Below are 22,692 nucleotides of genomic sequence, written 5' to 3'. Positions count from 1 at the left end.
GTCATCGCTCGCTGATGCGGCGGGCGGGGTGGTGCGATCGGGTCGGGCCGTGTTCACGCGGTGACGCGGTCGCTGGCGAGCATGGCGAAGACGAGGGTGTCGGTCCACTCGCCCTTCGACCACCAGTCCTGACGCAGATGCGCCTCCCGCTTCATCCCGATCCGCTCGGCCAGCTTCGCCGAGGCGGTGTTCCGGGCGTCCATCTGCGCGACGACCCGACGCAGCTCGCAGTCGTCGAAGGCCATGTTGAGCACGGCGATCGCGGCCTCCGAGGCGAAGCCGTGACCGCTCGCGGCAGGGTCGAGCACCCAGCCGATCTCCGCCTTCGTCGGATCAGTGCCGTCGAGCCAGATCCCGATGTCGCCGATGACCCGCGACCCGGCGATCGCGTCGTTGTCGTCATCGGTCTCGATGACGAGGGCGAGCGCCTTCGCCTCCCCACTCAGCCCCGTGCGCTGCAGCCGCTTGCCGACCTCGGTGCGCGCCGCCTCGGCGGTCCACGGGTCGCCGAGGAGGAACCGCGAGACGTCCTCGCGGGAGTAGATCGGCAGCAGCGCCTCGGCGTCGGAGGGCTGGTAGGTGCGCAGTCGCAGCCGATCGGTGTGCAGCGTCAGTGCCGGCTCGCTCATAGCGTCTACCGAACCACGCCGGGACCCGGCGGTCAAGGTGCGGGTCACGCAGGACGCAGGGCCTGCCTCCACGTCACCCGCGGACCCGAGCGGAGGATCGAGCCCTCGAAGATGCGGGTCGCGAGCAGCAGGGCGAGGACGGTCGTGAGACCGAGGATCGCGAGCGAGACGACCGGCTCCCACCACTCGGTCGTGCCCATGAACACCCGCATCGGCACGGCGACGGCGGTGGAGAACGGAATGTAGCTGAGCACGGCCATGACCGCCTCGTTGTCGGCGAAGAGGACGACGGCCATGTACGGCAGGAGGATGAGCATCATGAGCGGGGAACTCGTCGACCCGAGGTCTTCCGACCGGGAGACCATCGAGGCGGCCGCCGCGTAGAGGGCGGCGATCATGACGAAGCCGACGACGAAGAGCGGGATGAACCACGCGATCGGGGCGGCGAGGCGGCCGAGGACGAGATCGTTGCCGCTGATCGCGGCCCCGACGAGGACGGCGACCGCGGTGAGCGCGATCTGCGCGAACGCGAGGATCGAACACGCGATGACCTTGCCGAACATGAGCACCTTCGCCGAGGCGGAGGCGAGGAGGATCTCGACGATCCGCGACTGCTTCTCCTCGACGACGGAGGACGCGATCGTCACCCCGAAGGTCATCGCGGAGCTGAGGAAGATGAGCCCGAGGCCGAGTCCGATGAACTTCGTCAGCGTCGGATCCGGGGCGTCGGGGTCGAGGATCTCGACGTCCGGGGTGAGGCTGAGCGCCCCGGCCAGCGACTCCGGGGCCGACCGCAGGGCGATGACGGTGGTGCCGGTCGGCGAGTCCGGTGAGTCGACGACGGCCGCGGCGACCGCCTCGGTGCGCACGAGCTCCTTCGCCTCCTCGACGCCGGCGACCTCGACCGGTTCGATGCCCTCGATCCCGGCCACGGTCTCCGCCGAGGTCACCGCCACCTTGTCCGTCGAGGCGAACAGAGAGGGCAGCGCCCCCGATGCGGCGACGGCGGCGCCGAAGAGGACGATCGAGAGCAGGGTCGAGATCATGAACGCCTTCGACTTCACCCGCACCATGATCTCGCGTTCGATGACGAGGCCGATGGCCGTGGTGAAGCTCGCCCGGGTGGGCCGGGTCGGTGCAGTCCGGTCCGTTGCGGTGATGGTGCTCATGGCTGCGTGACCTCCTGGAAGAGACGGTTGAGTGGAACGGAGTGCGGGGTGAACGACCTCACCGAGGACACGGACAGCGCCCGGCGCAGGACCGCCTCGGCGGCATCGGCATCCGGGGCGGTGAAGCGCACCCACGAGCCGTCGAACTCGGTGACGTCGACCTCGGGGACCTCACGGACCCACGCGAGGTCGGCGTCGGCCTCGAGCGTCCACTCGGGCAGGCTGCGGGAGCGGCGCAGCTCATCGGCCGTGCCCGTCGCGATGAGCCGGCCGTCACCGATGATGACGAGGTCGTCGACGAGGCGTTCGACGAGGTCGAGCTGATGGCTCGAGAAGAGGACGGGGGCGCCGGTGGCGGCGAAGTCCGAGAGCACCTGGAGAGTGCGTTCGACGGCGGCGGGGTCGAGGCCGGAGAAGGGCTCGTCGAGGACGAGGGCGCGCGGGCTGTGGATGAGCGCGGCGGCGATCTGGACCTTCTGCTGGTTGCCGAGGCTGACTGATTCGAGGGTGTCGCTCGGCTCGCCTTTGAGGTCGAGGCGCTCGAGGAGGTCGAGTCCGCGGCGCTTGGCGTCGTGGCGGCTGAGCCCGTGGAAGCGGGCGAGGTAGACGAGCTGATCGATGATCGGCATCTTCGGGTAGAGCCCGCGCTCTTCGGGCATGTAGCCGATCGCGCTCCGATCGGCAGGGGTGATGTCGGTGCCGTCGACGGTGATCCGTCCGCTGTCTGCGGCGAGGACGCCGAGGAGGATGCGCATCGTCGTCGTCTTCCCCGAACCGTTCGATCCGACGAAGCCGGTCATCCGGCCCGCGCCGATCGAGAAGCTCAGGTCGTGGAGCACCTGCGTGGCACCGAAGCTGCGGGAGATTCCCTCGAGAGTGATCATGCTCCCACGCTACGGCCGAGCGGCCGTCTGCGGCTCAGTCGTGCGGACGAGATCGGACTCCGCTGGCCGGGGGAGCCGAGGCTGCGGCGCTCGCCTGGTCGATGAGCAGGCAGGCGAGAGCGACGGTGCGATCGACGTCGGCGTCGTCGAGCAGTGGTGCACCCGGGATGAGGGAGCGCATGAGGAAGGGGCCGACGCACGCCTCCATGAGGGTGTCCATGTCGAGGCCGGAGCGCACCGCGTCTCCGCGCTCCTCCGCCCGGGCGAGGATCGCCTCGAGCACAGCCATCCGCTGCGGGAGGAAGCCCTCGACGAACGGTCCCGAGGTCTCCGGGGACTCCTGCATGTGCGCAAGCCAGCCCGGCATCGCCGCCCGGACGAACGGGTCGTTGAAGATCTCGGCCTGTGCAGTCTGGAAGGCACAGAGATCGCCGGTCAGCGACCCGGTGTCGGCGGGGACGCTGAGCTGATGGCGCCGTTCGACGAGCGCCGGGACGAGGTCGGCGACGCTGTCGAAGCGACGGTAGAAGGCGGGTTTGCTCGTTCCGGCCGCTTTGACGATCGCCGCGATCGTCGCCGCCGAGTAGCCGTCGTCGATGATGATCCGTGCCGCCGCGTCGAGGATCGAGGAGTCGATCGAATCGTCTCGAGGGCGACCGGAGAGCCTCTGGATGATGATGTCGACACTCCTTCTTCGGGTCGGGTCGCTCACGTCGACTGCAGCCGGGACTCCCGGCACCAGGGACGTTGAAGACCATCTTACATTGCGTTACGATACGTAATGCAAGTGGAGTCCGACTCCGCGTGCACTCCCCGAGGAGTATCCGATGACGGCAATCCCCAGAGGCGCCTCGGCGTTCTCAGCCTCGTCATCAGGGGCTGCCGGTGCGCTCGCACCGGCAGCCCCCGGACCCTCAGCGGGCTGAGCTCCTCCGGACCGTTCACGGCCCGCGTCGCTCTGACCGTCAGCGGTCCGCGCGGCCTTCGCCGACTCTCACGACCCCGTTCTCATACGCCCAGATGACCGCGTGCGTGCGGTCGCGGATGCCGAGCTTCGCGAGCACATTCGACACGTGCGTCTTCACCGTCGCCTCCCCGAGGAAGAGCTGCCCGGCGATCTCGGCGTTGCTCAGACCCGTCGCGAGCAGGCGGAGCACCTCGTGTTCGCGGTCGGTGAGAGAGTCGAGCTCGGGCGCCGGGGCGGCGCTCGCCGCCGGAGTGCTCACGGAGCGTTCGATGACCCGGCGGGTGACCTCGGGTGAGAGGAGACCGTCCCCGCCGGCGAGCGCGGCCACGGCGTCGATGAGCTGTTCGGCCTGTGCGGTCTTGAGGAGGAATCCGCTCGCTCCCGCCGCGAGGGCGTCGAAGAGGAAGTCGTCGCGGTCGAAGGTCGTGAGCATGAGCACGGCGCCGGCGGCGCCCCGACGGACGATCTCCGCGGTCGCGGCGAGCCCGTCCATGACCGGCATCTGCACGTCCATGCAGATGACGTCGGGGGAGAGTTCGAGGGCCCGATCGACGGCCTCCTGCCCGTTCTCGGCCTCACCGACGACCACGATGTCGTCCTCGGACTCGAGGATCGTGCGGAAGCCGGTGCGGACCATCGACTGGTCGTCGACGAGGAGGACTCGGATCATGGGCTGACCTCCGCTGGGGCGAGTTCGTCGGGGGTCCTCGCCGAGGCGGCATCGACAGCGGGGTCCCCGGACGGGTCAGGGGTGTCGGTCGCATCGACCGTCCCGGAGCGGTTGCCGCTCCGGAGGGGATAGGGCAGGCGGGCCCGGACGAGCCAGCCCCCGCGTGACTTCGGGCCGGCCTCGAGGGTGCCGCCGAGGGCGCTCATGCGTTCTCGCATCCCGATGATGCCGAGCCCTGTGCCGACCGAGGCGGCAGAGCCCGTCTCCTGGCCGGGAGCGTGGTGGGAGACGGTGGCGTCGGCATCGGTCTCCGGGAGGTGGCCGGTGGACGCGGTGCGCCGACGTGCATCGCTGACCTCGACCTCGAGTTCCGCATCGCAGTAGCGCAGGCGCACCTCCACTTCGGCGTCGGCCCCCGCGTAGCGATGACAGTTCGTCAGGGACTCCTGGATCACGCGATAGACGGAGAGCTCCATGATCGGGGTGAGTGGACGGGGCTCGCCGAGGGTCCGGAACTCGAGGCGCTGCCCGTTCCGACGCGCGTTGTCGAAGAGCTCAGGAAGGTCGCCGAGACCGGGATTGCCTGCGCCGTCGGTTGTCGGGGCTGTCGGGCTGCCGGAGTCGCGGAGGGTGTGGACGAGGGTGCGCAGCTCCTCGACGGTCTCCCGTGTCGAGGATTCGATGATCCCCAGCGACTCGCGTGCCCGGTCGGGGTTGCGCTCCATGCTGCGCCGCGCTGCGGCCGCGTGGATGCTCACCCCGGCGATGTGGTGGGCGACGCCGTCGTGGAGTTCGCGGGCGATGCGGACGCGCTCGAGGTCGAGCGCCTGATCGGCGAGCTGTCGGCCCTGGCGGCGGACCTCGTTGTTGGCGCGTCTGAGCTCGGCGAGGAGGAGACGCTGATTCCACGCCCGGTCGCCGAACAGCCAGGCGCCGCCGAAGAAGATGATGTTGATGAGGACGGTGATGCCGGAGTTCGCGGCATACTGGAGGACGGTGAGGCTGCCGAGGTTCGAGAGCTCGATGACCGCACCGACGATGAGGGAGGCGAAGATCGCCACGCAGAGCAGGAGGCGGGAGAGGAACGCCGAGCGGCGGTCGCTCTGCCACGCTCCGATCGCATACGTGCCCATGAAGAGGGCGATCTGGGAGACACCGGGCTCCATCGCCCCGAGGAATTGGGCGGTGACGTAGATCGCCGAGATCAGCCACGCGGTGACACTCGGGTGGAGTCGGCGCCACGGCAGGGGCAGGGCGACGGCGACCGATGCCGTGCAGGCCATCCAGAGTGGGACCTCGAAGGGCCAGAAGCCGCCGGCATCGTAGAGTGCGGCGAAGACCGCTGAGCCGATGGCGAGCGCCGCGACGAGGTACCAGTCCCCGACGCGCGGTCGCCGCTCCTCGATGGTGATCGGATCTGCCATGCCTCCAGCTTAGGCAGTGCCGACCCCGGAGACATCCGCCTCTGTGCGGAAACGCCTCCGCCGAGAGGTGGACGCGAGCGGCGCTGCCGGCTGACTACAGCTCGACGGCGACGATGGGATCGCTCGTCGGCTGCGGCGACCCGCCGGAGGGCTCGACGGTGATGCCGAACTGGCTGCCGGCGGTGAACGTGCGATCGTCGATCTGCGCGCCGGCACCGGACATCAGGCCCGCGCTCTCTGGGCCGTCGGCGTCGATGACCCACATCTGCAGGTCCGAACCGCTCGGGACGTCGACATTGCTCGCGGACACGCGGATGACCTGCTCGGCCTCCGAGGAGACCACGGTGACCGAGCCGCCGTCGGGCAGCTCGGCCGTCGACGTCTTGAGGTCGGGTGCCGTCATCAGCCGCGTCGTCTCATCGAGCTGCTTCTGCGTGTGCTCGAGGCGCTCCTGGAGCGCGTACTGACGCTGCTGGGTCTGCCACGAGTTGATGCCGAAGCCCGCGATGACAAGGGCCACCGCGGCCGCTGCCGCCGCCCACGGCAGCCATGCCCGTCGGCGGCGTCGCTCGGCGAGGTCGACGGGCTGGTCGTCTCGGGGCGAGGCGGGTGACCCCGCGGATGCAGCGTCGGTGGACGCAGCGCCTGTGGATCCGGTTCGGGCCGAGGGCGGGGCCGCGGTCCCGTTGCCCGCCGCGACGGGCCCGGTCGGTGCGGATTCCATCTGACCCGTCTCGTTTGGTCGGGTGACCTCGCGCAACGGTGCCGGCGAACGGTCGGCCGCCTCGGCGGGACCGGCATCGGCGGCATCGGCAGCACTGTCCTCCTGTGCCACCGTCTCGGGCAGAGCGAGGATCGCGGTTCGGGTCTCTTCGCTCACGCTCTGGGGCTCGTCGGACATCGCCATGAGGGCGGCGGTGTCGGCGTAGGCATCGACTTCGGCGCGGAAGTCGGCGTCGGTGTCGGCCAGGGCGCGCGCCTCGGCGAGTTCGCTCTCGCTCAGCCCACCCAGGGCCAATCCGGCGGCCAGATAGTCACGATCTGCGTTCATCGGCTCGCCTCCAAGTCTCTTCGCAGCTTCTTCATTCCGTCTCTGATCCTCGATTTGATCGTGCCCAGGGGGACTCCGAGCTCCTCTGAGATCTGAGCGTGGGTCTTCCCCTGATAGAACGCCATGACGATCGGCGTCGATTGGTCGTCGGGCAGAAGCTTGAGGGCTGAGACTGTGCGATCCGACTCTGCTTTGCTGATGACTGTCTGTTCTACCTCCTCATCGACGGTGGCGGCCTGGCGCAGGCCGTCGGCGACGTCCCGGTCACGGGAGGCCTGCACGCTGCGCACGCAGTCGATCGCGCGGCGGCGGCACATCGTCACGAGCCACGCCCGGCCGGTGCCGCGGCCGGGATCGAAGCTGCGGGCCCTTGCCCACACCTCGGCGAAGCACTCCTGGAGGACCTCCTCGGCGAGCGAGCGGCTCATCACGATCCTCACGATCACGGCCATGAGGACGGGGGACTGGGAGACGAAGAGCTCCTCGAAGGCTCCGCGGTCGCCCGCGGCCACCTCGACGAGGAGCCGACCGCAGGGATCGGCCGCCGGCGGCGAGCCGATGCTCTGACCGGGCGGTGCCTCTCCCTGCGCGCCAGGATCGTGGGAAGTCATGTTCCCATCATGTCATCTCCGCCTGAGGTGATGGGGCGACATTCCGGGAGCGCGGGGTGCGAGGGACCGGTGAATGTCGCCGGAGGCCGGACCACTGGGGTCGCGGCCCCCGGCGACTCCTCCCATCCCTCAATTGGGAGGCCTGTGCGCGCCTTGCGGGGAAGGCGCAGGCGTGTCTCACTTCGGAGGCATGAGCACGCTGTCGACCATGTAGACGGTCGCGTTCGCCGTCTTCACACCGCCGCAGACGAGCTTGGCGTCATCGAACGTGAGGTCGTCGCCGCTGCCGCCGATCTTGACCTTCGAACCCTCGACGGTCTCCTGCTCACCGACGACCTCGTCCGGCGAGAGCTGGCCGGGGATGACGTGGTAGGTGAGCACCTTCGTCAGTTCGTCGGCGTTGCCGGCGAGCGCATCGAGGTCGTCCTTGGGGATCTTCTCGAAGGCGTCGTTGACCGGGGCGATGACGGTGAATTCGTCGCCGTTGAGCGTGTCGACGAGGTTGACGTCCGGGTTGAGCTTGCCCGAGACGGCGTCGGTGAGCGTCGAGAGCATCGGGTTGTTCGACGCGGCGGTGGCCACCGGGTCCTGAGCCATGCCCTCGACGGAGCCGGCCCCATCGGGGTTCTGCTCGGCGTAGGCGGCGCAGCCGGATCCGACGAGCTCGGAGTCGGCCATCGCCTCCTCCGAGGCCGGCGCGGAGGTCTCCGCGGACTCGCTCGACTCGGTCTCCGAGCCGCCGCCCTCCGAGCCGCTGCCGGTGCCCGAGCAGCCCGAAAGTGCGAGGATACCGATCGCGCCGGCCGAGAGGAGTGTGGCAGTGCGGGTGCGAAGTGTCTTCATCGTTCTTCTCCTTGTTTCACTGTGGTGCGGTTCTCTGGTCGACACAGCGCCTGTGTGTCCTGCTGTGTACCCGGGGTTCGCAGCCGGGCGGGTTCTGGATGGGTGGTTGAGGAAGAAATCTCTTTCGCTGATCTCAGTTCTCATTCGACGGTGAACTGGATCCGGTGATGACCGGTCGCGGAGTTCGGGATCGACTCCCGCCGCTCGGCCGTCTGCACCGTGCCCTCACCGTCGACGGCGCGGACCGTGATCGCGTGCGTGCCCGCACCGACGTCGGGGAACTCCGCCCGCCACTGCCGCCACGTGTCGTCGCTGACGTCGGCGCCGAGTTCGGCCCGCGTCCAGTCGCCGTCGTCGAGGCGGACCTCGACCCGCTCGATCCCGCGCGTCTGCGCCCAAGCCGAACCGCCGGCGACGACGGTGCCTGCGGCGACCCGGGCGAGGGGGCGGGGGACGTCGATGCGCGAGGCGACGAGGATCGGTGCCTTCGCGTCCCACCCTCTCTGCGTCCAGTACGCCTCCGCCCGATCGAAGCGGGTGACCTCGAGTTCGGTCACCCACTTCGTCGCTGAGACGAAGCCGTAGAGTCCGGCGACGACGAGCCGGGCGGGGAAGCCGTGCACGGGTGTGAGTGGCTGCCCGTTCATTCCGACTGCGAGGAGGGCGTCGCGATCATCGAGCATCGCCTCGAGCGGGGTCGAGGCCGAGAAGCCGTCGTCGGACTTCGAGAGGACCATGTCCGCTCCCGGCTGCGGCCGTGCCCGGCGGAGGAGTTCGCGAACGGGGTAGCCGAGCCACGTCGCCGTCCCGACGAGATCCCCTCCCACCGGGTTAGAGACGCAGGTGAGCGTCGTGTGCTGCTCTTCGAGCGGAAGCGCGAGGAGCTCGTCCATCGTGAGCGTCACCTCGTTCTCGACCATTCCGTGGATCCGCAGGGACCAGGTGCGAGGATCGATCGTCGGCGGGGCGAGCACGGTGTCGATGCGGTAGAAGTCCTTCTGGTCGGTGATGAATGGTTCGATCCCCTCGACGCCGAGGCTGGCCTCGGGTGGGATCGGCCGTGCCCTCCGCGCGGCGCGGGGGAGGACGAAGTTCGCCGCGGCGGCACCGGCCTCCCGCGTCAGGGTGACAAGCGACTGCCCTGCGGCGACGCCGATCGCGCCGATCACCGCCGCCGTGCCGGTGAGGGCGAGGAAGCGGCGGCGGGAGGTCGGCCGCTGCCGTGATGGGCTGCGGGTGAGGAGCCGGGTGACGGGTGGGGGAGCGCTCGGGGCGGTGTCGTCGGTGACCCGGGGCGGGGCGACCGCCTCGGCGGGGGTCGGGGCAGCGTCACCGGCGGCGGGGGACCGATCCTCCATCCGCAGTCCGAGTCCGAGGACGACGAGCCCGACCACGAGCCCGAGGAGAGTGGGCACGAGGTCGAGGAGGCGCGCACCGGGTGCGGAGAGCACGACGACCGCGGGGACGAGCCCGGCGAGGGTGAAGGCGGCGAGGGCCGCCCGCGGTCGCACTGACCCGAACCAGCCGATGAGGCCGCCGAGCACGAGTGCGCCGAGGCCGACCGTGGCGACGAGGACGAGTTTGTCGTTGTCGCCGAAGATCGCGATGACCGGTTTGATGATGCTCGTCGGGGTGAGCGGGATGATCGCCTGACCGAGAGCGAGCAGCGGCGCGGAGTTCGGGCCGATGAGCCGGGCGATGAGGTCGGCGAGGCCGAAGAGGACGAGGGTCGCGGCGGCGCCGAGGAGGATGGGCAGCCAGCGGACCGAGCGCAGAAGTGGTCTCATGCGAGGAGTTCGGAGCCGGGCGGGCTGCGGATGAGCCGGGCGGGCTGCGGATGAGCCGGACGGGCGTCGGATCAGCCGAGCGGGCGTCGGATCAGCCGGGCGGGCTGCGGATGAGCCGGACGGGCGTCTCCATTTCACGAAACGTTCAGCCGCGTGTCTCTTCGCCGTCGTAACATGGATCAATGACTGAGAACCCCGGATACGCCGAGCCGCAGGCACGCCGCGAAGACTCGGACGATGCACCCAAAGGCGCCAACGCTCCCATCTACACCGCGAAGGTGGAGAACCTCGGCGGCACCTCGGGAGAGGTGAGGGTCGAGGACGGCCCGACCCTGGCCACAGCGCCCACCTCCCACACGGAGCTCGGCAGCAATCCGGAGCAGTTCCTCGCGATGGCGTGGAGCACCTGCCTCGGCGAGACCCTCAAAGTGGTCCTCGCCGTCAACGACCTCGAGGCCCTCTCCCGGGTCCGCTGCGAGGTCGACCTCCACCGGGACAAGTCCGGTGGCTACTACTTCGTCCCCCGCGCGTACGTCTCGATCGATGGGGTCTCGGATGCGGACGCGGAGAAGTACGCGGCCCGCGCCCACGCCCGCTGCCCGATCTCGAAGCTGCTCAAGGGGATGGGCTCCCCGAGCGTCGAGATCGAGGCCTACAAGAACCCCGACAACTTCCTGCTCAGCTGAGCACTCTCGCCGCCTCGGCTCGGGTCGGCTGCGCTGAGCGCGCTCACCCGGCCGGTGTCGACGTGATCACCCGGTCCGCACCTCGGCGACGATGTCCGCGATCTGCGCTGCCGCTTCGGCGGGGTCGATGAGCCATCCCAGATGCGAGGTCGGCAGCGTCCGCACCCGGTAGGGGTTGTCGGGGGTGAGCGCGTCGCCCTCGGCGATGAGGCGGTCCTGCATCGCCGGAGGGATCGACCGATCCTCGTCGAGGCGGACGTACGTCCGTGGGATCGTCCCCCACGTGCCCGCGTGCGCCCGATCGTCGGCACCGCCCGCGTCGAGTCCCTCATCGGTCTGGAAGGTGCTGAGGAAGGTGAGGAACTCGTCGTCGCTGCGGTCGGCGGCGAAGAGGTTCTTGAGCGCGGCCAGTTGCTCGCCGGCGGCGGCGCGGAAGTTGCAGCGCAGCGCCCCGAGCTCGGCCGGATTCCCGACGAGCAGGGATGCGAGGACCGTGGAGTCGACCCCCGCCATCTCCGGCTCCCCGTTGTACGCGGCGGCCTCGAGGTCGACGGGAGCCCACGCCGAGACATAGACGAGATGGTCGACAAGCTCCGGGTGGGCGTTGGCGAGCGCGGTGAGGGCGACACCGCCGCGGCTGTGGGCGAGGACGATGACGGGTCCGAACCTCCGGAAGCTCACCAGCGCCTCGGCGAGGCTGTCGACGGCATCGTCCAGACTCACTCCGGCCATCGCACTCGGTGAGGTGGCGAGGGTGGAGAGATCCTGCGGTGAATGGTAGCCGGCGGGAACGGACGCGGCGAAGCCGTGACCCGGCAGGTCGAGCGCCGCCGAGCGGACGCCGTGGCCGGCCAGCGCCGCCTGGAGCGGGGCGAAGGTCAGCGAGTTCGCGAACGCTCCGTGGATGAGGACGACGGTGGGCTCACCGGACGGCGTTGTGTGCTCGGTCATGGGGCCAGCCTAGCGGCGCCGCCGAGGATGTGAGGGTCACCGTGGGCATGTGGGTCACGCCGCCGGGTTCTCATCAGCCGCACTACAGTGGTGGCGGGAGCGCCGCGAGTGGCTGCGGCCCGGATCAAGGAGTCGGTGTGTCATTCGTCGCGATCGTCCTGCTCGTGCTCGACCTCATGGGCACGTTCGTGTTCGCGATCTCCGGTGTGCTGCTTGCCGCCCGGCGCGGATTCGACATCACCGGCGGGCTCGTCCTCGGGATGCTCGCCGGCATCGGCGGCGGCATCATCCGCGACATCCTCCTCGACCGTGTGCCCAACGCGATCGCCCACCCCGTCTACTTCGCGCCGCCGCTGCTCGCGACGCTCATCGTCTACCTGCTCGGGCGGCACACCCTGCGGGCGCGGATCTGGATCATCGTCTTCGATGCCATGGGGATGGGCCTCTTCAGCCTCACCGGCACCGCGATCGCGCTCGACGCTGGGTCAGCGGCACCGGTGGCTCTGCTCATGGGGGCGCTCACCGCGTGCGGCGGCGGACTGCTGCGTGACGTCGTCGCGAACGAGGACCCGGCGATCTTCAGCGGCACCGACCTCTACCTCATCCCCGCTCTCTTCGGGTCGGGTCTGACGATCATCGCCGACCGCACGGGCGTCCTCGGCGGCGTCACCGCGGTGCTCATCGCCGCGCTCGCCTTCGGGTTCCGGATGCTCGCGTGGAAGCTGCAGTGGCGGGTGCCGCAGCCGATGCGGCAGTGGTCGTTCCGCGCGAAGGAGGGGCGGTCCCGACGGAAACGGCTGCCCTCGGTGTTCCGTCGCCCGGACTGAGGGGGTACCTCAGTCAGAGGATCGGCGCCGAGGTGGCCGAGGAGGTCAGGGCGCGCACGGCCTTCGCGAGCTCCTCGGTGATCTCCCTCGACTCCTGTGTCGTGCCGGGGGCGGTGACCTCTCCCGTTTCGATCGCACGCAGACGCTTCGCCACCCCCGCAGTCCACGGCATCCGCGGCTGCAGCTGGACGTAGACCTGGGAGGCGGAGACGAGCGCGATGATCCCCGCCGTTCGCGCGTCGGGGTCGGCATCACCGTCGAGGACGGCGGTGACGCGATCGCGCAGCGGCGCCTCGGCGCGGGAGTCGGCGGCAGGCCATCGGGTCACCGGCAGCACGCCGAGGATCTTCCTCGTCTCCCGGATGATGAGTCCGCGGCGGGCGAGGCGGTCGAGGACGGGCTGTCGGACGTCGATCCCGAGGGCGGAGACGAGCCCGTACGCCGAATGCTCCCGCGTGCCCATCGCCCGCAGCGCCTCGGCGAGCAGCGGATCGATCGCCGGATCCGGGCTTGTGCGCCGGGCATGGATGAGGGTGCCGGCGGAACGGCGGTGGGAGTGGACGTCGAGGCGCGCGGTGAGGGCGAGTTCGACGAAGATCGCAGCAGGCAGAAGGCAGTGGAGGACATTGGCTCCGGCGATCGCGGTGCCGTCGTCGGCGAGCAGGAGGAGCATGAGCTCTTCGACGATGAGCAGATCGTCGTCCATGGGCACACTCCTCCCGCCGCTGTGAAGGTTGGTTCAAGGGTAGGGCATGGGAAGGCGCCTTGCCCAGAGTCGCGGCGGGCAGGGCGGTCACTGCGGGGTGCTCGATGTCGGTGTGGACGCTGGGTCACCCACCTGCGAAGATGTTCGCATGAGCAGCCATTGGACGCAGGACCCCGGCCCACTGTTGCACGTCGGAGAGGGATTCCGCCTCGGCGATGTCGATCCGGAGTCGACCCCCGGCTACGAGGGTGAGAAGAAGAGCGGTCAGCGGGATCTCGCCGCGGCCGCCCCGAACCTCGACGATCTGCAGGAGCGTCTCTTCGCGGCGCACCATGACAAGGACTCAGGGCCTGCCGTCCTCCTCGTCCTTCAGGCGATGGACACGGCGGGCAAGGGCGGGATCGTCCGCCACGTCGTCGGATCGGTCGACCCGCAGGGTGTCGAACTCGCCGCGTTCAAGAAGCCCACCGAGGAGGAGCTCGCCCACGACTTCCTCTGGCGGATCCGCAAGCGGGTGCCCCGTCCGGGGATGATCGGCGTCTTCGACCGCTCCCACTACGAGGACGTGCTCATCGGCAAGGTTCGCAGCCTCGCCGATCCGGCGGAGATCGAACGCCGCTACGACGCGATCAACGCATTCGAGGCCGAACTCGCCGAGGCGGGCGTCGTCATCATCAAGGTCATGCTCCACATCTCGCCCGAGGAGCAGCGCGACCGCCTCCTCGAACGCCTCGACCGGCCGGACAAGCACTGGAAGTACAACCCCGGCGATGTCGACGAGCGCCTGCTCTGGCCTGCGTACATGGAGGCCTACCAGGACGTCTTCGAACGGACCTCGACGGCCATCGCTCCCTGGTATGTCGTACCTGCGAACCGGAAGTGGTACGCGCGCCTCGCCGTCCAGCGCCTCCTCATCGATGCCCTCTCAGCGATCGATCCGCAGTGGCCGCCGGCCGACTATGACATCGAGGTGGAGAAGAAGCGGCTGCTCGCGAGCTGAGCCTGCCCGTCCGGGCGGCGAACCAGTGCGGAACCTCAGCGGAAGCGGCGGGCCTCGCGTGTGAGCAACCCCGCGGGGCCGATCGGCCATCGGCGGTGTCAGTCGCGGTGGATCCTCACATCGACGGGCGTCGGATGCTCGATGGTGCGCGAGACCGTGCAGTACTTGTCGTGGGAGAGGGCGACGAGCTTCTCGATCTGGGTATCGGCCCTGCGGCCGGCCTCGTCGTCGGGGAACGCGAGGTCGAAGTCGAGGTGGACGTTCTCGAGCCGGTTCGCGCCGTCCTCGACGACCTTGTCCGCGCTCGCTCGCACGTCGAAGCGCGTCGGCTCCGTCCGCCGGCTCGTCACTGTGTCGACGTCGATCGACGAACACCCGGCGACGGCGGCGAGCAGGAGTTCGACGGGCGTCATCAGACCCTCGCCACGGCCGAATTCGATGCTCGCGCCGTTCGGAGCGGTCGCACGGTAGTGGTTCTCTGCGATGCGGGTCAGTTCGATGCTGCGCGGGTCTTCGCTCATGGATCCATGATCGCAGAAGGGCCGACTGCGCTACCGTTCTGTGACTGACGCGGTGCTGGCGGAGCCAGGCCCGTGCCTGGACGCTGCAACGGCGCTGAGGCGCACGCGCCGATGGACCGGTTCAGTCAGATCCAGCTCAGTCTGATCCGGTTCAGTCACCGAACCCCGAAGTCGACCTCCGCGGACTCCTGCACCCGCGCCTGTCGTCCGGGACCGGATTCGAAGGTCCAGAAGAGGTTGGTGTGAGAGACGACGTCCTGGGGCGGCGGTGCGCCCCACTCGGTGAGATCCTCGGTCGTGTGGGCGTCGGAGACGAGGGTGACGTCATAGCCGCGGGCGAATCCGCCGTGGATCGTCGAGCGCACGCAGCAGTCCGATTGGGCCCCGGTGACGACGAGGTGGCCGATGCCCCGGCCTGCGAGCACCTCGTCGAAGTCGGTGTCCTCGAAGCTGCTTGCATGGGTCTTCTCGACGATCGCCTCTCCCTCTGCCGGGATGAGCTCCTCGACGATCTGCCATTGGTCGGAGCCCGGCGGAAGCCCGGCGGAGCTGTGGCGGACCCACACGACCTCGGTCCCGGACTGTCGGGCACGCTCGACGAGGTCGGCGATCGTCGCGACCACCTCGGCGGCGTTCCAGGCTGCGGCCAACGCAGCATACTGGGCGTCGAAGACGACGAGCGCGGAATTCGGTCTCTCGGCGGGCAGAGCGGCGGACGGGGCAGCGGTGTTCGGTGCGGCGGCGGGGGTGTTGTTCGACATGCGATCCTCCTTGATCGTCGTGCACATGCACGGTCACTGACAGGCTAGCGTCCGCCCGTGACACGACGATAGGCCGTGCCGGGGCACGACGGACGGGCGGATCGCACCGGAACGCAGACGACCGCCTCGGCGCGGGGATGCGGCGAGGCGGTCGGGATGCAAAGATGCCGGACGACCTGCTGGCGTCCGGTTGACCGGACGGTCGGGACTCAGGCGGCGGTCGGGTTCCTGCGAGCGGCGATGAACGAGCGGATGCCGAGGATGATGTAGATGATGAGCAGGACGAACGTCACCGTACTGATGATGACGGCGGCCGGACGCTCGGCGGTGCCGGCGAAGAGATCGCCGAGCTTGAGGACGTTCATGAACGTGCCGAAGACGCCGAGGAGGGCGACGACGAGGGCGATGTGGATGCCGATCTTCGGGCGGCGGATCCCGATCCACCCGCAGATCGCGATGATGAGACCGAGGATCGCGGGGATGAGCGCGGTCCAGCTCGCCATACCGGTGGCGAGCCATCCGATGACGCCCAAAAGGATGAGGATGATTCCGAGGCCGATGGTGATCTTCGGCATGTGCAAGCTCCTTGGTGGTCGGTGCACGGCTGCTCATCAGCCTAGTGGCGGCGAGGTGCGGGCGCGGATCATCACCTAGTGTGGGACGCAGATGTTCGAAGGGTGGAATGGGAGGGGGGCGCCGAGGTGGACGACGACGTTCTCGACGTTCGTGCCGTCGGCTTCTCGCCGATCAAGGGCACGCGGCACCTCGTGCAGCCGCAGGCCCGGTTCGATGCGGCGGGTCCGCTCGGTGATCGGCGCTTCTGCCTCGTCGACATGCGCACCCGGCGCGTGCTGCGGACCGTGCAGAATCCTTCCCTGCTCGCCGTCGTCGCGCGGATGCAGGGTGAGGCGCTGGAGACGGTGCTCCCCGACGGAACCGCGGTCACGGCGGTTCCTGAGCCCACCGGTGAGACGCTCACCTGCGACTACTGGGGTCGGGCGGTCGACCTGACGTTCACCGACGGCGACCACGATGAACTGTTCTCGACGCATCTGGGGCGGCCGGTGCGCCTGGCCGAGGCCCCGCGCGGCGGCGTCGTCTTCGGCCAGCCGCTGACGATCGTCGCCACCGCCTCCCTCGCCGAGGTGGCAGGGGGTGCGGCGGTGACCGATCTCTTCCACCGCTTCCGGGCGACACTGCTCGTCGACACGAACGAGCCGTTCGCCGAGGAGACGTGGCTGGGACGGGTGATGACCGTGCGCGGGACCGGAGCGGTGGGTGGGCTGCGGGTGCGCATCGGGGGACCGGTGCCGCGCTGCGCGGTCATCGACCTCGATCCGACCACCGGCGAGCGCACCGGCAGTCTGCTCACGACGCTCGCCGCGACAAGGGCGACGAACCGGGCGGGTGAGCCCTTCTTCGGCGTCTACGCCGAGGTGGTCTGAATCTCAGCGCCCTTCGGCGTTCGGCACCCCGGCGCCAGATTGCTCAGTGCCCGGGGGTGCTGAGATTCGACGCTCGCGCCCCCGAGGGTTGCTCAGCGTCCGGAGGTTTGCCGAGACTCGACGCTCGCGCCCCCGAGGGTTGCTCGCGGCCTACGTGACGGCGCCGCGGACCTTGAACTCGGGGGTGTCCCAGAGGCGATTGTCGAGGATGTCGCGCAACGCCTCGACGGTGTCCCATACGTCGGCGAACCCGAGGTAGAGCGGCGTGAGGCCGAAGCGCAGGATCGAGGGCTCCCGGTAGTCGCCGATGATGCCGCGGGCGATGAGGGCGCTCATGATCGCGAACCCCTCCTCGTGGGCGATCGAGACCTGTGAGCCGCGGTGCTCATGCTCGCGCGGGGTGACGATCTCGACCGGGTGGTGGGACAGGCGCGTCTCGACGAGTTCGATGAAGAGGTCGCTGAGTTCGAGCGACTTCGCCCGCACCGCACCCATGTCCGCGCGCGCGGCGACGTCGAGCCCCACCTCGGCGACGGACATCGAGACGATGCCCTGCGTGCCGGTGAGGAAGCGGCGGATGCCCTCGGCGGGAGCGTATCCGGGGCTCATCTCGAACGGCTTCGCATGGGACCACCATCCCGACAGAGGCTGGGCGAAGCGGTTGCGATGCTCCTCGGCCACCCAGATGAACGCCGGGGATCCCGGCCCGCCGTTGAGGAACTTGTACGTGCAGCCGACCGCCATGTCCGCACCGCCCCCGGCGAGGTCGATGGGCAGGGCGCCCGCGGAATGGCAGAGGTCCCAGATCGCCAGCGCCCCGCCGGCGTGGATCGCCTCGGTCGTCGAGCGCATGTCGAAGAGGCGGCCGGTGCGGTAGTTGACATGGGTGAGGACGACGAGGGCGACCTCGTCGGTCATCGTCGTCGGGAAGCCAGCGGTCACCTCGGCGTCGTCGACGAGGCGGACCTCGTACCCGTCGTCGAGCTGCTCGGCCAGGCCCTGGAGCATGTAGATGTCGGAGGGGAAGTTCTCCCGCTGGGTGAGGATGACGCGGCGCTCGGGCCTGTCCTCGGCCTGGATCCGCAGCGCCGCCGAAGCGGCCTTGAAGAGGTTGATCGACGTCGTGTCCGTGACGACGGTGCTTCCGTCGCCGCCGCCGACGAGGCCGGAGACCTTCTCACCGAGCGCGGCGGGAAGCTCGAACCACCCGGCGGTGTTCCACGAGCGGATGAGGCCCTCGCCCCACTCGTCCTCGATGACCGCGGCGGCGCGTTCGGCCGCACCCTTGGGGCGGGCGCCGAGCGAGTTCCCGTCGAGGTAGATCGTGTCCGTGGGGATGATGAAGTCGTCGCGGAATCCGCGCAGAGGATCGTCGGCATCGCGGCGCTGACAGGCGGCCCGGTCGAGAACGGTGAGTTCGGTCATGTTCCCATCGTGCCGGAAGTGCGGGATGATCGGAGTGAAAGTGAACGATCCACGGAAATGGAGTGAGAGAATGGGTAATCGTTCGGGTCTGATCGTCGATCATCGCACACCGGAGTCCGATTCCCTCGCCGAGGTGGACCTCGCGATCCTCCGTGAGCTCAGTGCCGATGCCCGGATCTCGAACCGGGAGCTCGCCGAGCGTGTCGGCATCGCCCCGTCGACATGCTCGGGGCGGGTGAGTGCGCTGCGTCGGCGCGGGGTGATCAGGGGCTTCCATGCCGATATCGACCTCGAGGCGCTCGGACTCCACGTCTTCGGCATGATCTCGGTGCGGATGACGCCCGTGGGGCGCGCTTCGATGGCCGCGGTCATCGATCGGCTCCTCGCGGTGCCCGAGACGCTCGAGGTCTTCCAGGTCTCGGGCGAGCGTGACCTCCTCGTCCACATCGCCACGACCCACCCCCTCGGCCTCCATGCCTTCATCGATGAGCACCTCGCCGATCAGGCGATCGCCCACACGCAGACGAGCCTCGTCTTCGGCCACCACCGCGGGTGAGTGCGCTTCCGCGGGGAAGTGCGGTTTCGACGGCAGGCGCCGATGGTGAGGGCGGGTTTGACGGCAGGCGCCGAGGCATTGACGGTCTGACCAGGGCAGGCGAGGATGAGCAGGGGAATCCTCGGAGGACCCAGACTCAATGAAGACCCGCGCCCCAGCGAAGACCCAGCCCACCGCGGGTGACCCGCACCCTCTGCGAAGGAGCAGACATGACCGAGATCTTCGTCAACCTCCCCACTCTCGACCTCGAACGCTCGAAGGCGTTCTACTCAGCGCTCGGCGCGACGATCGTCCCCGAATTCACCGACGCGAACGCCGCGTGCGTGAAGTGGGAGGACTCGATCTTCTTCATGATCCTCACGAAGGACTATCTGCAGTCCTTCACCGACAAGCCGATCATCGACCCGCATGCGAGCGCGCAGGCGATGACGGCGCTCAGCCGCCCCTCCCGCGAGGACGTCGACGCGATGCGCACAGCGGTCCTCGAATCCGGGGGAGGCGAGAACCGCCCACCGCAGGACCACGGGTTCATGTACGCGATCAGCATGACCGATCCCGACGGGAACATCATCGAGTTCATGTGGATGGACCCAGCCGCCGCCGAGGCGGGACCCGAGGCCTTCACCGAGACCGAAGGATAGGCGGCAGGCCAGTCCGACGGCGGGCGCTCGCCCGGGCGGAGGCGCTCGGGCGACGCGTCAGCCGAGGTGGGCGGCGATGACCTCGAGCACGGCCGGACCGTAGCGGTCGAGCTTCTTCAGCCCGACGCCGCTGACCTGGCCGAGCTCGGCGACGGTCCGTGGCTTCGCCTCGACGATGCCGTAGATCGTCGCGTCGGGGAAGACGACGTACGCGGGCACCGACTGCTCCTTGGCCTGCTCGGCCCGCCATGCGCGCAGGGCTTCGAACAGTGCGGAGTCGGCGGTATCGAGCGTGATGTCCCCGCCTCGGCGCTTCGCCCCTGCGCGCGAACCGCCGGATCGCTTGACGGGGTCGATGCGCATCGAGACCTCGGCCTCACCGCGGAGCACAGGATCGGCGGCGGGACCGAGGACGAGGACGCCGTAGTCGCCGTGGGATTCGAGGAGACCGCGGGCGAGGCTCTGCCGGATGACGGCCTTCCACTCGCTCTCGCTCATGTCGGCGCCGACGCCCCAGACGCTGAGCTGGTCGTGGTTCGAGGCGCGGGAGCGGTCGTTGTCGTTGCCGCGCAGCACGTCGATGACCTGTCCGGAGCCGAAGCGCTGGCCGCGTTCGCGGTCGAGGCGGATGACCGTGGAGAGCAGCTTTTGCACGGCCACGGTCGCATCCCACGTCGCCGGTGGGGTCAGGCACGTGTCGCAGTTGCCGCACGGGCCCGACTCCTCGTCGAAGTAGCGCAGGAGCTGGACGCGACGGCAGTCGACGGTCTCGCAGAGGGCGAGCATCGCGTCGAGGTGGGACATCGCCCGGCGCTTGTGGGCCTGGTCGCCCTCACCCGATTCGATGAGACGGCGCTGGGAGACGACATCGCCGAGGCCGTAGACCATCCACGCGTCAGCGGGCAGACCGTCGCGGCCGGCACGCCCGGTCTCCTGGTAGTAGCCCTCGACGCTGCGGGGCAGGTCGAGGTGGGCGACGAAGCGGACATCGGGTTTGTCGATGCCCATGCCGAAGGCGATCGTCGCAACCATGACGAGGCCGTCCTCGCGGAGGAAGCGGGCCTGGTGCTCAGCGCGCACATCGGCGGGAAGACCCGCGTGGTACGGAAGGGCGGGGATCCCGCGGGCCACGAGCGCCTCGGCGACCTGTTCGACACCACGCCGGGAGAGGCAGTAGACGATCCCGGAGTCGCCGGGGTGTTCGGTGGTGATGAAGTTGAGCAGCTGCGAGCGGGCCGAGGACTTCGGCTCGATGCGGTAGGTGATGTTCGGCCGGTCGAAGCTCGCGACGAAGTGCTCGGCGTCGTGCAGGTGGAGGCGCTCGGTGAGTTCGGCGTGCGTGGCCGGGGTCGCCGTCGCCGTCAGGGCGATGCGGGGAACGGCGGGGAACCGTTCGGCGAGGACCCCGAGGCCGAGGTAGTCGCTGCGGAAGTCGTGACCCCACTGCGAGACGCAGTGCGCCTCGTCGATCGCGAAGAGCGAGACGTGCGCACGCTCGAGCAGCTGCATCGTCCGCGGCAGCACGAGGCGCTCGGGGGCGAGGTAGAGGAGCTCGAGCTCGCCGTCGAGGAGGCGGCGTTCGACGTCCTGGGCCTCGTCGAAGTCGAGGGTCGAGTTGAGGTAGGCGGCGCGGACGCCGAGGTTCTCCAATGCTGCGACCTGATCGGCCATGAGCGCGATGAGCGGGGAGATGACGACACCGGTGCCCTGCCGCACGAGGCTGGGGATCTGATAGCACAGCGACTTGCCGCCACCGGTGGGCATGAGGACGACGGCGTCCCCGCCGGAGACGAGGCGGTCGACGATCCCCGCCTGCTGTCCGCGGAACTCCTCGTAGCCGAAGACATCGTGGAGGACGTCGAGGGCGGAGGCGGTGGCTGCGGCGGTCATGCCGACCAGCCTAGTCGAGGGGACTGACACGATCGCACAGGTGCTGGTGAGGTGCCGCTACTGGCGGGGCTTCGTGTTGTGAACTTGAGACCCTAGGGAGGGCAGATATCCTCCACCTATGACTTCATTTTCGGAACGAATGGGTCATCGCGCGAGACGGACTAGGCGATGTCAAGGCGTCGAAGCAACATGGGGCTCGCCGGCGAGCAGTCGAGCGAATGCCTCGGTGGGCGTGAGATAGCCCAGTCGGCGGCGGGGTCGATTGTTGATCTCCTCGGCGATGGTGGTGAGGTAGGGCTGGTGATCGGGGATCACCGTGCCCTTGGGCAGATACTCCCGGTAGAGCCGGTTCGTGTTCTCGTTGCTGGGCCTCTGCCAGGGCGAGTGGGGATCGGCGAAGTAGACCGGCATCGCCGTGGCCAGGGAGACCTTCGCGTGCTGGGCCATCTCGCTGCCCTGGTCCCACGCCAACGATGCCTTCATCATCTCGGGCAGGTCGTTGAAAAACTCGATGACCGCGTCAGCGGTTGGCTCGGCGTGTTTCGAGGGCAGGGCCAGCAGCCCGGTGAACCCGCTCATCCGCTCCACCAGCGTCGCCGCGCACGAGGTGCCGTTCTTCCCGATGATCAGGTCACCCTCCCAGTGCCCCGGCACCCGACGCTGGGCGGCGTCCTCACCTCGCTCCGCGATCGGGACCATACCTACGATTGGGCCACCGCGCGTCCGCCCGGTCGTACGTGGTCGGCGCTTGGTCCGCTTGGACTGCAGGAAGATGCCCTTGCGGGCGAGCTCACCCTTCGGGATTGCGTAGATGTACTGGTAGATAGCCTCACCGGAGACGGTTCGGCCGCGTGCGTCAGGAGAGTTCGCCATGCGTTCAACGGTCGGGTCTGTCGCCTCCAGACGCAACCGGCCCGCTATCTCGTTCGGCGTCCAGGACGCGGCCAGGTCGGCGTCCACCCTCGCCTGCAGCACCGGATCCCCCGCGACCTTCCGCTGCTGCGGGCGAGCTCGCCGACGCTGCGCTCTGACGTCTGCGGTCACGGCCTGGTAGCCGCGGGTCTTCGTCGAGTTCCGGTGAAGCTCCCGCGAGATCACCGACGGGCAACGCCCCAGGTGACGGGCGATCCTCCGCACCGACCAGCCCGCTTTCGAGGCCGCCGAGATCTCCGACCTGTCGCTGAACGACAACCCCACCCGCGCCATCTGCACACTCCACCGATCAGACCCCCGCCGACCGGGAGTGTT

General features: G+C 69.2%; 24 protein-coding genes. 6 read left to right on the top strand and 18 right to left on the bottom strand.

All coding sequences use genetic code 11. The features are described 5' to 3' along the window. Window positions 1–53 precede the first annotated feature (53 nt). The 10 genes from EZE58_RS12600 to EZE58_RS12555 all read right to left on the bottom strand — a co-directional run bounded on the left by EZE58_RS12600 (window position 54) and on the right by EZE58_RS12555 (window position 10,035). Window positions 54–629 carry a GNAT family protein gene (locus EZE58_RS12600; protein WP_009376670.1) on the bottom strand — a complete coding sequence of 192 codons (576 nt, stop codon included), beginning with the start codon at window positions 627–629 and terminating at the stop codon, window positions 54–56. Window positions 630–673: 44 nt separating this feature from the next. Beyond that, a complete protein-coding gene (locus EZE58_RS12595; protein WP_167560662.1) occupies window positions 674–1,798 on the bottom strand; it encodes an ABC transporter permease in 1,125 nt (374 codons plus the stop codon). Next, window positions 1,795–2,682: an ATP-binding cassette domain-containing protein gene (locus EZE58_RS12590; RefSeq protein ID WP_009376668.1), complete on the bottom strand. Its 888-nt coding sequence runs from the start codon at window positions 2,680–2,682 to the stop codon at window positions 1,795–1,797. The genes EZE58_RS12595 and EZE58_RS12590 overlap by 4 nt, the downstream gene beginning before the upstream one ends. Window positions 2,683–2,716: 34 nt before the next feature. Further along, complete coding sequence (locus EZE58_RS12585; protein WP_131248245.1) at window positions 2,717–3,394, bottom strand: TetR/AcrR family transcriptional regulator; 678 nt, start codon at window positions 3,392–3,394, stop codon at window positions 2,717–2,719. A gap of 253 nt (window positions 3,395–3,647) precedes the next feature. Continuing rightward, complete coding sequence (locus tag EZE58_RS12580; protein WP_009376666.1) at window positions 3,648–4,319, bottom strand: response regulator transcription factor; 672 nt, start codon at window positions 4,317–4,319, stop codon at window positions 3,648–3,650. Next, a complete protein-coding gene (locus EZE58_RS12575; protein WP_009376665.1) occupies window positions 4,316–5,743 on the bottom strand; it encodes a sensor histidine kinase in 1,428 nt (475 codons plus the stop codon). The genes EZE58_RS12580 and EZE58_RS12575 overlap by 4 nt, the downstream gene beginning before the upstream one ends. A 94-nt stretch (window positions 5,744–5,837) precedes the next feature. Further along, complete coding sequence (locus EZE58_RS12570) at window positions 5,838–6,794, bottom strand: anti-sigma factor (RefSeq protein ID WP_009376664.1); 957 nt, start codon at window positions 6,792–6,794, stop codon at window positions 5,838–5,840. After that, entirely contained in the window at window positions 6,791–7,405 is a 615-nt protein-coding gene (locus tag EZE58_RS12565; protein WP_009376663.1) for a sigma-70 family RNA polymerase sigma factor, read from the bottom strand. The genes EZE58_RS12570 and EZE58_RS12565 overlap by 4 nt, the downstream gene beginning before the upstream one ends. A gap of 177 nt (window positions 7,406–7,582) precedes the next feature. Next, entirely contained in the window at window positions 7,583–8,248 is a 666-nt protein-coding gene (locus EZE58_RS12560) for a fasciclin domain-containing protein (protein WP_063249477.1), read from the bottom strand. A gap of 140 nt (window positions 8,249–8,388) precedes the next feature. Continuing rightward, the gene (locus EZE58_RS12555) at window positions 8,389–10,035 is read right to left on the bottom strand and encodes a molybdopterin-dependent oxidoreductase (protein ID WP_144587731.1); all 1,647 of its coding nucleotides are present in this window, start codon (window positions 10,033–10,035) and stop codon (window positions 8,389–8,391) included. 182 nt (window positions 10,036–10,217) lie between these two features. On the opposite strand from EZE58_RS12555, the gene EZE58_RS12550 reads away from it, so the two are divergent. Further along, the gene (locus EZE58_RS12550; protein ID WP_009376661.1) at window positions 10,218–10,721 is read left to right on the top strand and encodes an OsmC family protein; all 504 of its coding nucleotides are present in this window, start codon (window positions 10,218–10,220) and stop codon (window positions 10,719–10,721) included. A gap of 66 nt (window positions 10,722–10,787) precedes the next feature. On the opposite strand, the gene EZE58_RS12545 is transcribed toward EZE58_RS12550, so the two are convergent. Further along, on the bottom strand, window positions 10,788–11,672 hold the full coding sequence (locus tag EZE58_RS12545) for an alpha/beta fold hydrolase (RefSeq protein WP_009376660.1): 885 nt from the start codon (window positions 11,670–11,672) through the stop codon (window positions 10,788–10,790). A 137-nt stretch (window positions 11,673–11,809) separates the two neighbouring features. On the opposite strand from EZE58_RS12545, the gene EZE58_RS12540 reads away from it, so the two are divergent. Next, a complete protein-coding gene (locus EZE58_RS12540) occupies window positions 11,810–12,499 on the top strand; it encodes a TRIC cation channel family protein (RefSeq protein WP_009376659.1) in 690 nt (229 codons plus the stop codon). A gap of 13 nt (window positions 12,500–12,512) precedes the next feature. On the opposite strand, the gene EZE58_RS12535 is transcribed toward EZE58_RS12540, so the two are convergent. Further along, window positions 12,513–13,205 carry a GPP34 family phosphoprotein gene (locus EZE58_RS12535; RefSeq protein WP_009376658.1) on the bottom strand — a complete coding sequence of 231 codons (693 nt, stop codon included), beginning with the start codon at window positions 13,203–13,205 and terminating at the stop codon, window positions 12,513–12,515. A gap of 148 nt (window positions 13,206–13,353) precedes the next feature. Here EZE58_RS12535 and EZE58_RS12530 point away from each other — a divergent pair, with 148 nt between their 5' ends. Continuing rightward, window positions 13,354–14,205, top strand: a complete 852-nt coding sequence (locus EZE58_RS12530) for a polyphosphate kinase 2 family protein (protein WP_040341354.1) — start codon at window positions 13,354–13,356, stop codon at window positions 14,203–14,205. A 98-nt stretch (window positions 14,206–14,303) separates the two neighbouring features. On the opposite strand, the gene EZE58_RS12525 is transcribed toward EZE58_RS12530, so the two are convergent. From EZE58_RS12525 to EZE58_RS12515, 3 genes are all read right to left on the bottom strand, one after another. Then, window positions 14,304–14,726 carry an OsmC family protein gene (locus EZE58_RS12525; protein ID WP_009376656.1) on the bottom strand — a complete coding sequence of 141 codons (423 nt, stop codon included), beginning with the start codon at window positions 14,724–14,726 and terminating at the stop codon, window positions 14,304–14,306. 155 nt (window positions 14,727–14,881) lie between these two features. Next, window positions 14,882–15,487 (bottom strand): isochorismatase family protein, encoded by a 606-nt coding sequence (locus EZE58_RS12520; protein ID WP_009376655.1) that lies wholly within the window; start codon window positions 15,485–15,487, stop codon window positions 14,882–14,884. Between the two features lie 209 nt (window positions 15,488–15,696). Further along, window positions 15,697–16,062 carry a hypothetical protein gene (locus EZE58_RS12515; RefSeq protein WP_009376654.1) on the bottom strand — a complete coding sequence of 122 codons (366 nt, stop codon included), beginning with the start codon at window positions 16,060–16,062 and terminating at the stop codon, window positions 15,697–15,699. A gap of 102 nt (window positions 16,063–16,164) precedes the next feature. Between EZE58_RS12515 and EZE58_RS17730 the strand changes: the two genes are divergently transcribed. Further along, window positions 16,165–16,932 (top strand): MOSC N-terminal beta barrel domain-containing protein, encoded by a 768-nt coding sequence (locus tag EZE58_RS17730; RefSeq protein WP_063249481.1) that lies wholly within the window; start codon window positions 16,165–16,167, stop codon window positions 16,930–16,932. Window positions 16,933–17,082: 150 nt separating this feature from the next. Here EZE58_RS17730 and kynU read toward each other — a convergent pair whose 3' ends face one another. After that, the gene (kynU, locus tag EZE58_RS12505; RefSeq protein WP_009376652.1) at window positions 17,083–18,357 is read right to left on the bottom strand and encodes a kynureninase; all 1,275 of its coding nucleotides are present in this window, start codon (window positions 18,355–18,357) and stop codon (window positions 17,083–17,085) included. Window positions 18,358–18,427: 70 nt separating this feature from the next. Here kynU and EZE58_RS12500 point away from each other — a divergent pair, with 70 nt between their 5' ends. Then, window positions 18,428–18,913: an Lrp/AsnC family transcriptional regulator gene (locus EZE58_RS12500; protein ID WP_009376651.1), complete on the top strand. Its 486-nt coding sequence runs from the start codon at window positions 18,428–18,430 to the stop codon at window positions 18,911–18,913. Between the two features lie 209 nt (window positions 18,914–19,122). Next, window positions 19,123–19,554 (top strand): VOC family protein, encoded by a 432-nt coding sequence (locus EZE58_RS12495; protein WP_009376650.1) that lies wholly within the window; start codon window positions 19,123–19,125, stop codon window positions 19,552–19,554. 57 nt (window positions 19,555–19,611) lie between these two features. Here EZE58_RS12495 and recQ read toward each other — a convergent pair whose 3' ends face one another. Beyond that, window positions 19,612–21,444: a DNA helicase RecQ gene (recQ, locus tag EZE58_RS12490; protein ID WP_009376649.1), complete on the bottom strand. Its 1,833-nt coding sequence runs from the start codon at window positions 21,442–21,444 to the stop codon at window positions 19,612–19,614. A 171-nt stretch (window positions 21,445–21,615) separates the two neighbouring features. After that, window positions 21,616–22,692 (bottom strand): IS30 family transposase (locus EZE58_RS12485; RefSeq protein WP_240941127.1); only part of this gene is annotated, 1,077 nt, incomplete at its 5' end.

This window comes from Brevibacterium sp. LS14 (assembly GCF_012027885.1).
Taxonomy (GTDB): Bacteria; Actinomycetota; Actinomycetes; order Actinomycetales; family Brevibacteriaceae; genus Brevibacterium; species Brevibacterium casei.
Note: the sequence above shows the minus strand (reverse complement) of the source record. Positions and strands in the feature narration are given on the sequence as shown.